Source organism: Brevibacterium epidermidis NBRC 14811 (genome assembly GCF_001570805.1).
In the GTDB taxonomy this organism is placed as follows: domain Bacteria; phylum Actinomycetota; class Actinomycetes; order Actinomycetales; family Brevibacteriaceae; genus Brevibacterium; species Brevibacterium epidermidis.
On record NZ_BCSJ01000011.1, the window covers coordinates 203,121 to 215,965 of the forward strand.

9 protein-coding genes are annotated in these 12,845 nt (G+C 63.7%); 5 read left to right on the forward strand and 4 right to left on the reverse strand.

The genetic code is table 11. The annotated features are described in order from the left end of the window. Nucleotides 1–9: 9 nt before the first annotated feature. A complete protein-coding gene (locus BEP01S_RS08140; RefSeq protein ID WP_244882160.1) occupies nt 10–1,248 on the reverse strand; it encodes a protein kinase family protein in 1,239 nt (412 codons plus the stop codon). A gap of 137 nt (nt 1,249–1,385) precedes the next feature. Between BEP01S_RS08140 and nudC the strand changes: the two genes are divergently transcribed. Both nudC and BEP01S_RS08150 read left to right on the forward strand, forming a co-directional pair. After that, on the forward strand, nt 1,386–2,363 hold the full coding sequence (gene nudC, locus BEP01S_RS08145; protein WP_062242132.1) for an NAD(+) diphosphatase: 978 nt from the start codon (nt 1,386–1,388) through the stop codon (nt 2,361–2,363). Continuing rightward, complete coding sequence (locus BEP01S_RS08150) at nt 2,360–4,399, forward strand: ATP-dependent DNA helicase UvrD2 (RefSeq protein WP_062242135.1); 2,040 nt, start codon at nt 2,360–2,362, stop codon at nt 4,397–4,399. Before nudC ends, BEP01S_RS08150 begins: the two co-directional genes overlap by 4 nt. Here the strand turns inward: BEP01S_RS08150 and BEP01S_RS08155 are convergent. Further along, complete coding sequence (locus BEP01S_RS08155; protein ID WP_062242137.1) at nt 4,376–5,278, reverse strand: hypothetical protein; 903 nt, start codon at nt 5,276–5,278, stop codon at nt 4,376–4,378. The two genes, BEP01S_RS08150 and BEP01S_RS08155, sit on opposite strands and share 24 nt — an antisense overlap. 557 nt (nt 5,279–5,835) lie before the next feature. Between BEP01S_RS08155 and BEP01S_RS08160 the strand changes: the two genes are divergently transcribed. Next, the gene (locus tag BEP01S_RS08160) at nt 5,836–6,387 is read left to right on the forward strand and encodes a M48 metallopeptidase family protein (protein WP_098730237.1); all 552 of its coding nucleotides are present in this window, start codon (nt 5,836–5,838) and stop codon (nt 6,385–6,387) included. On the opposite strand, the gene BEP01S_RS08165 is transcribed toward BEP01S_RS08160, so the two are convergent. Continuing rightward, the gene (locus tag BEP01S_RS08165; RefSeq protein WP_062242141.1) at nt 6,371–6,925 is read right to left on the reverse strand and encodes an NUDIX hydrolase; all 555 of its coding nucleotides are present in this window, start codon (nt 6,923–6,925) and stop codon (nt 6,371–6,373) included. The genes BEP01S_RS08160 and BEP01S_RS08165 overlap by 17 nt on opposite strands. Then, a complete protein-coding gene (locus BEP01S_RS08170) occupies nt 6,926–8,341 on the reverse strand; it encodes a zinc-dependent metalloprotease (RefSeq protein ID WP_062242143.1) in 1,416 nt (471 codons plus the stop codon). It lies immediately after the preceding gene. A gap of 170 nt (nt 8,342–8,511) precedes the next feature. Between BEP01S_RS08170 and BEP01S_RS08175 the strand changes: the two genes are divergently transcribed. Next, entirely contained in the window at nt 8,512–9,651 is a 1,140-nt protein-coding gene (locus BEP01S_RS08175; RefSeq protein ID WP_039210622.1) for a YlbL family protein, read from the forward strand. Further along, entirely contained in the window at nt 9,651–12,671 is a 3,021-nt protein-coding gene (locus BEP01S_RS08180; protein ID WP_083532626.1) for a UPF0182 family membrane protein, read from the forward strand. The genes BEP01S_RS08175 and BEP01S_RS08180 overlap by 1 nt, the downstream gene beginning before the upstream one ends. Nucleotides 12,672–12,845 lie beyond the last annotated feature (174 nt).

Sequence of the window (12,845 nt, forward strand, 5' to 3'; positions counted from 1 at the left end):
CGGCTGAGATCAGCGGATCCAGCCGGTCTCTTCCCCGTTATCAGTTTCGTCGGACTCCCGAGTCGGTTCGGTCCGCACCTGCGAACCCGGCTCCGAGTCGAATTCCGCATCGTCATCAGAGGCTGTCTCTGACGGCTGCGCGCCGGGAATGAACACATCGGCGGGTGCGGTCTCTGTGATCGCGGCTTCGACATCGGGAGCATCGGTCGCTGCCGCTGCAGTCGCTGCGGCCGCACCGCGAGGAGCCTCGTCGCGAGAGGACTCATCGTCGGCAGAGCCGGCAGCAGAATCCGCGGCAGGGGCTTCAGCGCTGGCATTTTCATCGGCGGAGCCGCCGAACAGAACGTCATTGAAAGAATTGAGGAGTTCGGCGGCGTCGTCGACGGCCGTCCCGTCCCCGGAATCGACTGCTTCGAGCAGCCAGTCGAGAACTGCGAATTCGGCCAACAGCTCGGCACGGGCGATGACATACTCATCGGCGCGGGGCCGGGAATTGCGGTATTCCTCGTAGAAGGTCGGCAGGGCAGCAGGATCGATCAGCGCCGAAGCCGCCGCCAGGTCGATGGCCGGGTCTGCCACTCGCAGACGACCGATCTCCGCGAGAGCGAGCACTCGTTCCTGATCGGTATAGACACTCGTCTCGTCGAGGGAGCCGTGGATGGGCGTGGCGAGGAAATGCCAGAGCGCGACCTTCTCGAATTCCTCTTCCCAATGCTGCAGCAGAGACGATGGCACCCGTCCGGTGCTCGCCGCCTGGTCGAGACGTTCGAGGATGAGGAACTGTGATCGAGAGGGATCCTCCACTGGGAAACCGGCGTCGGACACGGGCTCGGGCGCTGCCGAATGCAGAGTCGCCAGAGCCTGCGCCAATGAACTGGCTCGGGCCGTGTCCGCGATGGGCACATCCCCCAGAGGTGCACCTGGCAGCGGATCGGACAGGGTTACCGTCGTTGGGGACGAGGTGTCGAAGAAGTCGGCGTCTACCTCGGTGATGGCACGCAGACGCGGCCATACGAAGTCCGCATGCGGGTACATGGCCTCGTAGATGCGTCCGGCCTCGGCGGCCGAGCCGATGTCCGCGGTCCGATCGAGCTGGATCTGAGCCGATGCGACGAGCTGCTGTTCGCCGTCTCCCAGCAGGACTCTGACTCCGGCGTCCAGCGGCGGCAGGGGAGTCCATGAGGTCGGGACGAAGCCGTCGAGCATCGTCGCCGCGATCGCAGTCAACTTGAGCGCCTTGGTATCCACCTTCCCCAATCTACCGTCTGGGTTCGGCTGAGACACGGGACTCGCCGTCGAGCGTGTCTGCCGGGGCGACTTTCGGGTCCGGGCAGGCAGACTCGGCCACGGGCGTTGTGTCAGGACGCTGGGATATCGTGGAGGGCATGAAGCCATTGCCTCCAGTGCAGCCGATCAGCCTCGCCCGACATGGAATCGACCGCGACCATCTGACTAGGGGCCAGGACGGAGATCTCAGCGAGATCTGGGCCTCGGGAGCCCGAGCCGTCTTCGAATATCGCGGGACGCTCCTCGTCGCCGGCGGCGGACTCTTCCTGACAGACCGCGAACTCGTGCCGGAAGGACAGACCGAGGTCTATCTCGGCCGTGACCCGCAGGGCACCCGCTATATCGGAGTGTCCTTGGACGACGACGGTCGCAGCCACGTCGATGCACAACTGGACGCTTCGCGAGCCCGGGACGCCTCAGATTTGCTGACTGCCCCGGGAGAGGGCATCGACAGTTCCGAACCCGTCTGGCTGCCCCTGCGTCACCTCGCCGAGGCCCTCGACGATGTGCAGGTCTCCCTGGCATGCGAGATCGTCGGCTTGGGAAACTGGCATCGCGCGCACCGATTCTCCCCGCGCACCGGCACCCCGACCATTCCGGTCCTGGGCGGCTGGGTACGACGCGACCCGGAGACCGGAAGCGAACACTTTCCCCGTACTGATCCTGCCGTCATCGTCGTCATCGTCAACACAGATGAGGACGGTGTCGAGCGTGTCCTCTTGGGCAACAACGCAGCTTGGGAAGCCGACCGGTATTCGCTCTTGGCCGGATTCGTCGAACCGGGGGAGACCCTCGAACACGCTGTGATCCGCGAGATCTGGGAAGAAGCTCATCTCGAAGTCACCGATCCGCAGTATCTGGGCTCCCAGCCGTGGCCGTTTCCCTGCTCGCTCATGCTCGGCTTCTCGGCAGTCGCTCCCAGCCGCGACTTCGCCGCGGATGAGGCGGAGATCGCCTCGCTGCGCTGGTTCACCCGTGCGGAGCTGCAGGATGCCATTGCGAACGGCGAGGTGCGTGCCCCGTCGACGATCTCCATCGCCGGTCAGCTCCTGCACAGCTGGTTGGACAACGCATGAACGCTTCGGCCACGGCCCTGCTCGAGGCCTTGGACGAGGAACAGCGCGCTGTCGCCACCCACTTCGAATCTCCGGTGATCGTCCTCGCCGGCGCCGGAACAGGCAAGACTCGCGCCATGACGCACCGGATCGCCTACGGAATCGTCTCTGAGGTGTTTCCTGCCAACCATGTCCTCGCACTGACCTTCACGGCGAAAGCAGCGGGGGAGATGCGTTCACGTCTGCGCGGACTCGGAGTCCCCGCAGTTCAGGCCCGCACGTTCCACTCCGCGGCGCTGCGTCAGCTGCGCTTCTTCTGGGACCGTTTTGCGGAAGGGGACTTTCCGCGGATCATCGAGAACAAAGCGGGCATCATCGGCTCGGTCATGCAGAGCCTCGGATTGGAGACCAGTCGGGAACTGACCAGAGACGTCGCCTCGGAGATCGAGTTCGCGGCGTCGACCCTGCTGGGCGTCGAAGACTATGCGACGAAGGCCGCGGCCCGGGACCTCCCCGGTCAGCTGAGCGTCGAGGATATGGTGCGGATCTTCGAAGCCTACGGAGAGGCGAAGACCCGAGGGCGGCTGCTCGACTTCGATGATGTGCTGCTCGTCCTGTCGGGTGTCCTGGCCGAATATCCTGCGATTGCGGCCGAGATCCGCGAACAGTACAGGCACTTCGTCGTTGACGAGTTCCAAGACGTCTCACCGCTCCAATTCGATGTGCTCTCCCGGTGGCTGGGCCCCCGCGACAATCTCTGCGTCGTCGGTGACCCCGCCCAGACCATCTACACCTTCGCCGGAGCCGATGCGAGTCTGCTCGGTTCGCTCAGCACGTCGATGCCCGAGGCCAGAACGATCCGCTTGGTGCGCAACTACCGGTCGTCCCAGGCCATCGTGTCCACGGCGAACAACCTGCTGCGGCACACCTCGCGCACCGCGCTGACCCTGCGAACCGACAACCCGGTGGGCCAGCAGCCCCGCATGGTGGAGTATCCGACCGACGAGGCCGAGGCCACCGGAGTCGTCCAAGCCATCTCTGCCGAGATCCGGGCCGGGCGCCGTCCTCGCAACATCGCGGTTCTCTTCCGCACGAACGGACAGAGTCCGTCCTATGAGCAGGCTCTGGCCGCAGCCGGAATTCCCTATGTGCTGCGTGGTGGAGAGCGCTTCTTCGCGCGCAAAGAGGTCAAAGAAGCCGTGCTCATGCTCAAAGCCGCACGCGCGACCTCGAGCGGACAGCCTCTGCCCGAAGCCGTGATGGAAGTCCTCGGCTCACTCGGATTCACTCGGGAGCCGCCTGCGGCCGGAGCCGGCAGACAGCGCTGGGAATCGCTCAAAGCCCTTGTCGACCTCGCCGAAGAGCATCAGCATGGTCAGGAGCTTCCCGTGCCGATGGAGGTCTTCCTCAACGATCTGTCGGATCGTGCCGAGCATCAGTTCGCCCCGGACATCGAAGGCGTCACCCTGGCGTCCTTCCACGCCGCGAAGGGCTTGGAATGGGACAGCGTGCACCTGGTGGGACTCAGCGAAGGTCTGCTGCCCATCAGCTACGCCCAGACGCCGAGAGCCATCGCCGAGGAACGTCGTCTGTTCTACGTCGCATTGACTCGTGCCGGCACAGACCTGCGAATGAGCTGGTCGCTGGCCCGATTCGATTCCAAACAGAAACCGCGGAGATCCTCCCGCTTCCTCGCCGAACTCGGGCAGTCAGGGCCGACGATGGGAGACAGTCGGACGGCGCCGAACACTGCGACACTCAACCGCTGCCGCGGGTGTGGGAAGGCATTGGTCTCGCAGATCGATCGCGCCCTCGGGCGATGCTCGGAATGTCCTGCCGACATCGACCTCGAGCTGCTGGACCGTCTGCGCCGGTGGAGGGTGCGGGTCGGAATGGATCAGGGCCTGCCGCCGTACCTCGTGCTCACGGACACCTCGCTGTCTGTCATCGCAGAAGTCCGTCCCCGCAGCCTAGACGAACTTGCTCGAGTACCAGGGATCGGTGCGACGAAACTCGAACTCTATGGAACGAACCTACTGGGCCTGGTCGGCGACTGACCCGAAATCGGGGACCGGGGTGCGACATTGGCACCGGTCATGGAAGACCAGCCCGGTGTCGGCGACCTCTCCCGCATCCAAGGTGACCACGCGACGGACCGGTGCCGTCTGGGGCCGCAGCAGCGCCTGACGAAGTATTTGGACGACATGCGCCGCCCCGAGGATCCGCGCGGCCGGGTCGCTCAGACTTTCGCGCTCCGGCAGAGCGCGCAGACGCGGATGCTGATCGAGCCAGCCGGCATCACTGTCCTTCCTGTGCAGGCAGGCGCAGACAGAGCATGGTGTCGAACCGGGACGGATGAGTCCAGTGATCTCCACTGCCTGCTCGCCGAGGACGACCTGGCAGTGATCGACCTCGCGATCGCTGAGCCACATGGCGGAATTCAGATCCGGAACCAGATGTGAACTCGTGACCACCACCGGAGCCGCCATAAGGTCGAGCTCCTCGACACGGTGGGCCGCGGCAACGGCGAATCCGAGGGCGGCCAGCTGCGCCTCGACGTGGGAACGCAGCGGACCGGTGACCAGCACCGGACGTGCTCCGAGGACCTGTGACACGCGATCCGGCGACAGATTGAAGATGCGCGCAGCGGCAAAGACCGGTGATCCCTTCGGCACGGTGCCGCTGTCCGCGTCGTCGGGAACGAGCACACTCGCCTCGCCGAGGAGGGTGATGAGGGAGCTGGCCCTGCTGAGATCGACCCCGAGCTCCTGCGCACGCGCATAGAACTGGGCCGAGCCGATGCCGAGGCGAAGATCCTCGATGAGGCTGGCATCGCCCGGCAGCAGGCCATCGATGAGCACAGGATCATCGGCACCGAACTGGATGCATGAGGACGATCGCCATGTAATCGGAACACTCGGAAAGATCCTGAACATCTCGGCCCCTTCGCCTCAGCATCGTGGAGACTTCCACGGTAGTGAACGAACGGTGGAATGGCTACGGCAGGGGACAGGCTGTGGATAACCCTGTGGATAAACGGCTGAGGACAGGCCGGAAACCGTGTTCCGACATGCCCTCAGCCGCATAACGCCCCAGGCGCTCGCGAGGACTCGTGCGGCTTCCCCTTCCGCACGCATCCTCGGGTTTTCCGGGGTCAAGCATAGAACTTATTCCGCAAAAGCCTCCGCGTCAATGCGCCGTCATGCACAGACACGTCAACAGCTTGTGGATAACCTGTGGGAATCGCCGTGGAGACTGTGGAGGAAAGGTGCCTTGAGTGCCGATGGGGCTGTTGATAAACCGGCCCACGATCGGGTCAGCTCCCGTTCTGACTGGAACCGGATCGCCGAGGCGGCTGTGGACGGGAAATTCGATCCCCATTTTTTCGTCGGACTCAGGAAACTCACAAACTTCAGAGCCGGAAGTGTACTCGTCTCCGGAACCATTCCAGTGACGCTGTCACCGTGTCAGTGCCGTTCCCTATGATGGTCCGGTGAGCAGAGCACAGCGGTGGAGTGAAGAAGAGGTGCTTCGGGCGATCGCCCGTGGTGAGATCGAAGTGCGCCGATCGGCACGGCGGAAGAAGACCGTCGCCGTCTCGAAGGAGATCGAGACCTACGTGCTGCGCACACCTGTGCGCTACAGCGTCGAGCACAACATCCGATCGCTGACGGACCTGTTCAATCGCCTCTCCGCCCGTGATCATTCCTCGGATGTCGACCTCGTCGAACTGGCTGATGAGATGAGCCGACGGTACTTCGGCGGGAGGCTGCGGCCGGCGTCGATCCGCTGGGTGACGAATCAGAATGTCAGCAGATGGGCGTCAACGACGACGTCGACGGGTGATATCCGTGTCTCCCATCGCCTGCAGTCCGTGCCCCGCTGGGTGTTGGAGACTGTGGTGGTCCATGAGCTCGTCCACCTCCAGATCGGCCCCCATTCGAAGGAATTCCATGAACTGGCGGATCGTCATCCGCGGCAGTCGGATGCCAAGCTCTACCTTGAGGGATTCAGCGATGGAGAGCGTTTCAGTCGTGGGAACTGAGAGCCGCCACAGCCGACCGGTAGAGGCTGGGAAGGCGGCTCGGCAGATCGGGCATGAGGTCATCGGGCAGCCGGTCCAAGGGAAACCAGGCGACGTCGAAGGACTCGTCCGATACGTGCGGTGAATCGTCTGTCGATGCCTGGGCGGCGAAGACGACGTCGAAATGTCGGGTGCAGGTCCCGAACGCCGCTGACAGATCGTGCACATGGAGATCGATGGGATCGTCCGTCATGCGGGTGAGCGGACGCAGACCGCTTTCCTCTTCTGCCTCTCTGCGCGCAGCGCCGCGGAGAGAGACGTCGGCAGGTTCGAGGTGTCCGCCGAACTGACCCCACAGCCCGGCCTTCCGGTGGTGGTTGAGCAGAACCGCCTCGGCGGCCGGGTCGATGACCAAGCAGCTGGCAGTCACGTGGTGCGCACCACCGGAGCGGCTCAGGGAATCGCCGCCCTGCCGGTCGAAGAGCTCTGCGAATGACGCGGAGAAGGAGTTCTGCGGTCCGCGCTCGACTTCCTTCCGGGCGGTATCGAGTTCGATCATTCAGCGATCGTCGGAGCTGTCGTCGGTCGACTCGGTGTCATCGGATGCCGAATCCTCGGAACCGTCGGTCGACTCGGCATCGCTGCCGCCGGCTCCGTCCAGGCCCTCGGCGAGGATGCGCGACAGCGCCTCATCGATGCTCGACTCGTTGGTCCATTCGGCCTGACGACGCTCGGAATATCCCAGGGGGTCATCGAGATCCTGCGTGGTCGGCAGCAGATCCGGGTGAGAGAACACTTGGTCGCGAGCTTCGGCCCCGCCTTGCGTCTCCAGGTAGCCGAACAGTGCGGCCGCATCACGGAGGCGACGGGGGTTGAACTGGAGGCCGACGAGTGTGGAGAACGTCTTCTCCGCAGGTCCCGCGGTCGCCCGGCGACGGCGCAGAGCCTCACGGATCTGATCACGGCCGGGCAGGTGCTTGCAGGCCTCATAGACGACGACGTCGACCCATCCGGCGATGACGGCGAGGAGGTTCTCCAGTGACGTCAGGGCCTTCTTCTGGTCGTCGGTCGTCGGCGGATTGAACAGTCCCTGTCGGATATTGTCGCTGAGGTCGGAGATGTTCGAGGGATCGATGTTCGACGCCATGTCCTCGATCTGCGAGGTATCGACCTTCAGGCCCTGCGCATAGCGGGTCAGGGCCGTCTCAACCTGGGCGCTCAGCCACGGGGCGCGTTCGAACAGCGCGAGGTGGGCGAGCTCCTGAGCCGCGAGGTAGATGCGGACCTCGGAGACGTCGACGTCGATTTCGGAGGCGAAGGTTTCGACATTCTGCTCGACGACCACCGCAGTGTCGTGGGGGAGCAGGGGCAGTCCCACCTCGGTGCCGGTGAGGACGCTTTCGGACAGTGCACCGACGGCCTGTCCGATCTGCATGGCGAACATCGAATCGCTCATCGACCCGAACATCGACGAAGCACCCGCAAGGATGCCCTTCATCTCGGCCGGAACCTGGGACTCGAGCGTATCGGTCAGGGCCGAGGACATGTTCTCCTTGATGGGCAGCACGAATTTCTGCCACCCGGGCATCGTCTCCTTGACCCAGTCGGCCCGGCGCAGAGGACGAGTGTTGCGGTTGGCGACGGAGAAGTCAGTGGCTTCGGCGAGCCAGAGCTCGGCCAGGCGGAACGCATCGGTCGTAGCGCGCTCAGCGTCCTCGGACACCGAAGGATCGGGAGTCGGCACAGCCTTCTGCGCGATCGACACTGCCTGGGCCTGCGGATCGGCACCCTGGCCGAAGAGTCCCTGCATCTGACTCATGATCGTGGACATCATCGCCGGATCGATCGGGAAGCCCTGCGGCATGCCCGAGCTGTTCTTGTCGTCTCCCTGACCGGATCCGGGACCATTGGCTCCGAAGAGCATTCCGAAGATCTGCTCGAACGGATTCTGCTCGTTGTTGTTGTCATCGGTCATTGTTCTACAGCCCCCAAGAATCGGTTTGACTCAACGTTAACGGTTCCGAATGTGCGAAGCTTCCCAATTCCGGGAGGTTTCGCAGGATGTTCGCACCGGGCGAAAGGAGTCTGTGAAACGGACGCTGAGGTTTCAACTAGACTGGTAGGGCGGTGCAGCGAAAGGACTACATGACAGACAACGCCCCTCGGGCCGTGCCGGCGTCACCGGCTCCGACACGCGGCACCAAGCGACGACGGACTCCACGTCTGGCCACGACTTCGGGCGTTCTCACTTACGTCTTCATCGCTTTGGCCGTGCTTCTGCCGGTTCCGTACATGCTTCAGCTGCCGGGACCGGTTTTCAACACCCTCGGTGACTACCAGGGCGACCCGATGATCAGCGTCTCGGGAGCCAAGACCTATCCGACCGCAGGACGCATCGACATGCTCACCGTCGCCGTCAGCGGCGGACCCGGTCGCGACATCTATGCCTCGCAGGCGCTCGGCGCACTCATCAACGGTCAACAGACCGTTGTTCCCTCAGAGGCGTACTACCCGTTGGACACCACTCGTGAGGACGTGACCGAATCGAATGCGGTCGAGATGTCCTCGAGCCAGGACGTCGCCATTGCGGCTGCCATGGGCCAGATGGACAAGTCCTATTCCGTGCATCTGTCGGTCGACGAAGTCGTCGCCGACGCTCCGGCGCAGGGCAAGCTGCGCAAGGGCGACCGACTCATGTCGGTCAACGGAAAGAAGCTGGATTCCGATCCGCAGGCCGCGCAGATCATGAGCAAGACCGTTCAGGAGTCCGACTCCGTCGAGGTCGGTATCGAACGCGACGGCAAGAAGAAGACGATCACCCTGACTCCCGCGGAGGTCGACGACCGCAAGGCGATCGGCATCACGATGAAGCAGGACTTCGAATTCCCCGTCGACGTGAAGTTCAACGTCGACGGCGTCGGCGGCCCCTCGGCGGGGACGATGTTCGCTCTGGCTATCATCGATGAGCTCACCCCCGGAGCGATGACCGGCGGCAAGCATGTGGCCGGCACCGGGGAGATCACCCCTGACGGAACGGTCGGCCCGATCGGCGGTGCCCGCCAGAAGGTGGCTGCCGCCACTGAGAAGGGAGCAACGCTGTTCCTTTCGCCCGCCGACAACTGTGCGGAGGTCATCGCCGCCGCAGACCAATCCAAGATCACGGTGGCACGCATCGACACTCTCGATGACGCGCAGACCACTGTGGAGCAGTACGCCGCCGGCAACACTTCGGACCTTCCGAAGTGTCCTGCCGATGGTGCCGACAACAATGAGAAAGGGCAGTAGTGAGCACCTCGTCCTCACCCACCTCCGCACGCATGCCGGCGAATCGGCCAAGACGTTCGCCGCTGCTGCTCACCCTCGTGTCTGTGGCGATCCTGCTGATCGCCTTCATCTCCTTCACCCAGGTCTACACCGAGGTGCTGTGGTTCCGGCAGATCGACGCCTCAGAGGTCTTCCGCACCATGTGGCTGACACGCGGACTGACGTTCATCGGCGGATTCATCCTCATGGCCGTCCCGGTCTGGCTCAGTCTGCACCTGGCCTACAGGCATCGTCCGGTCTACGCGCCGACGACTCCGCGTCAGGAGAACCTCGACCGCTATCGTGAGGCCATCGAACCTCTGCGTCGGGTAGCGACGCTCGCGATTCCCGCAGTGATGGGTGTCCTCGCCGGCATCACCGCCTCGGCGAATTGGAACACGATCCTCGAATGGATCAACTCGACGTCCTTCGGCTCGACCGATCCTCAGTTCGGTCTCGACAAATCGTTCTTCGTCTTCGTTCTGCCCGGTCTGCGCCTCATCGGCAACCAGCTGGGCATGGCTCTGCTCATGGCGCTCATCGCCGCCCTCGTCGCGCACTACCTCTTCGGCGGCATCCGTCCGGGGGAGCAGAAGGGCATCATCCTGACGAAGGCCGCCCAGTGGCAGCTGGGCATCACCGTGGCCGTTCTCGTCATCGTTCAGGCCGGTCGGCTGTGGCTCTCCCGCTATGACCGGATGACAGCCGCCGGCGGAATCGTCCCCGGCGTCACCTACGTCGATGACCATGCCGCCCTGCCGGCTATGGCGATCGTCGCCATCGCCGCCGTCCTCGTGGCGCTGCTGTTCGTCTACACCGCGTGGAAGGGCAATTGGCGGATATCGATCATCGCCACGCTCACCCTCATCGTGCTCGGCGGAGTCTCGATCATCGCCTACCCGGCGCTGCTCCAGCAGTTCCAGGTCAACCCGTCGCAGCAGAGCAAGGAATCGGACTACATTCAGCACAACATCGATGCCACGCGCGATGCGTTCGACTTCGATGACATCGAGGTGACTCCGTATGAGCCGAGCACCAGCGGCAAGAAGGGCGACCTGCGCAAGGACGCCGAGACCGCGGCCTCTATCCGTCTGCTTGATCCGAACCTCGTCTCGGACACCTTCCGCCAGCTGCAGCAGGTGCGTCCGTACTACTCGTTCCCGCAGAAGCTCGATGTCGACCGCTACAACATCGACGGGGACATGCGTGACACCGTCATCTCCGTGCGTGAACTGGCGCCGAGCTCGGTTAACAACCAGAGCTGGTTCAACCGGGCGATTGTCTACACGCACGGCTTCGGAGTGGTCGCAGCCAACGGCAACCAGCGCAACCCGGACGGCGAACCGCTGTTCATGGAGTCGGATATTCCCCCGAAGGGCGAGTTCCCCGAATACGAACCGCGTGTGTACTTCGGCGAATCGTCGCCGGACTACTCGATCGTCGGTGCTCCGAAGGATGCGACTCCGCGTGAGCTCGACTACCCGTCTGACGAGAAGAGCGGTTCCGGTCAGGTGAACAACACCTTCGCCGGTGACGGCGGACCGTCGGTGGGCAATGTGTTCAACCGTCTCGCCTACGCCCTGAAGTTCCAGGACGAGCAGATCCTTCTCTCTGACGCCCTCAACGAGGAGTCCCAGATCCTCTACGACCGTCACCCGCGTGAGCGTGTGGAGAAGCTCGCCCCCTTCCTCAAGGTCGACGGTGATCCGTACCCGGCTGTTGTGGACGGGAAGATCAAATGGATCCTCGACGGCTACACCACTGCTGAGGATTACCCGTATTCGACGCCGCAGCCGCTCCAGCAGGCCACTGAGGATTCGACCACCGCGTCGGCTCCGAACGCTGTGGCGACTCTGCCGGATGATGAGGTCAACTACATCCGGAACTCGGTGAAGATCACCGTCGACGCCTATGACGGGTCCGTCGACATGTACCAGTGGGACAAGGAAGATCCGGTTCTCAAGACCTGGATGAAGGTGTTCCCCGGACTCATCAAGTCATCTTCGGAGATGTCCGGTGATCTGATGAGCCACGTCCGCTACCCGGAGGACATGTTCAAGGTCCAGCGCGATCTGCTCACGAAGTACCATGTCACCTCCGCCAGCGAGTTCTACTCCGGTCAGGACTTCTGGACGCTTCCGACGGATCCGACGACGAAGGCGAGCAGCGGGCTGACGCAGCCTCCGTTCTACATGACGCTGCAGATGCCGGGCCAGCAGGCACCGTCGTTCTCGCTGACGAGCTCATATATTCCGGCTCGATCGTCTGAGGGGCAGTCGCGAAACAACCTGACCGGCTTCCTCGCCGCCGATGCTGACGCCGGAAACAAGAAGGGCCAGACCGCAGAGAGCTACGGCAAGCTGCGTCTGCTCCAGCTTCCGCGCAACACCACCGTGCCCGGACCTGGTCAGGCACAGAACAACTTCAACACCGCACCTGATGTGCAGCGCAGTCTGAACCTGCTGCGTCAGGGTGAGTCCGAAGTTGAGAACGGCAACCTGCTGACGCTGCCGATCGGCGGCGGTCTGCTCTACGTCCAGCCGGTCTACGTCCGGTCTGCTGGTGAGACCTCCTATCCGCTGCTGCAGCACGTGCTCGTGGCCTTCGGTGAGGACATCGGGTTCGCTCCGACCCTCGACGAAGCCCTCGACCAGGTCTTCGGCGGAGACTCCGGAGCCACGGCCGGCGACGCCGGCACCGAGGACAGCGGAGACGGTGAGTCGGGCTCGACCTCCGGCGGCAAGGACAAGGACTCGAAGTCCGGTTCGCCGGATAAGGCCCTCAACGACGCTCTGCAGGAGGCGAAGAAGGCCATGGAGGACTCCGATGCCGCGCTGAAGGAAGGCGACTTCGCGGAGTACGGAAAGGCTCAGGACCGTCTGAAGAACGCGCTTGAGGATGCCGTGGCCGCTGATCCCTCGCTGGCCGAGGACGCCTCGGGCAAGGAGTCGTCCGCTCCCTCCTCGGCGCCGGCCGATGAAGGCAGTGACTCGGGCAAGTGAGCCTGAGACGAACCGGTCCGGCGCGGTGAGGCGCGCCGACGGAGTACGGACTTACTGAGACGAGCGCCCCTGGGATATCCCAGGGGCGCTCGTCATTTCTATAGGGGGAGTATCCGAGCTCCACCGGCCGGCTGACCACTCCCCAATTACTACCTGACGGCGGCCCAGATACCT

Coding starts and splice junctions, on each gene's coding strand:
- nudC (WP_062242132.1), top strand. CDS start 1,386: ATGAAGCCATTGCCTCCAGTGCAGCCGATCAGCCTCGCCCGACATGGA.
- BEP01S_RS08150 (WP_062242135.1), top strand. CDS start 2,360: ATGAACGCTTCGGCCACGGCCCTGCTCGAGGCCTTGGACGAGGAACAG.
- BEP01S_RS08155 (WP_062242137.1), bottom strand. CDS start 5,278: ATGTTCAGGATCTTTCCGAGTGTTCCGATTACATGGCGATCGTCCTCA.
- BEP01S_RS08165 (WP_062242141.1), bottom strand. CDS start 6,925: ATGATCGAACTCGATACCGCCCGGAAGGAAGTCGAGCGCGGACCGCAG.
- BEP01S_RS08170 (WP_062242143.1), bottom strand. CDS start 8,341: ATGACCGATGACAACAACAACGAGCAGAATCCGTTCGAGCAGATCTTC.
- BEP01S_RS08175 (WP_039210622.1), top strand. CDS start 8,512: ATGACAGACAACGCCCCTCGGGCCGTGCCGGCGTCACCGGCTCCGACA.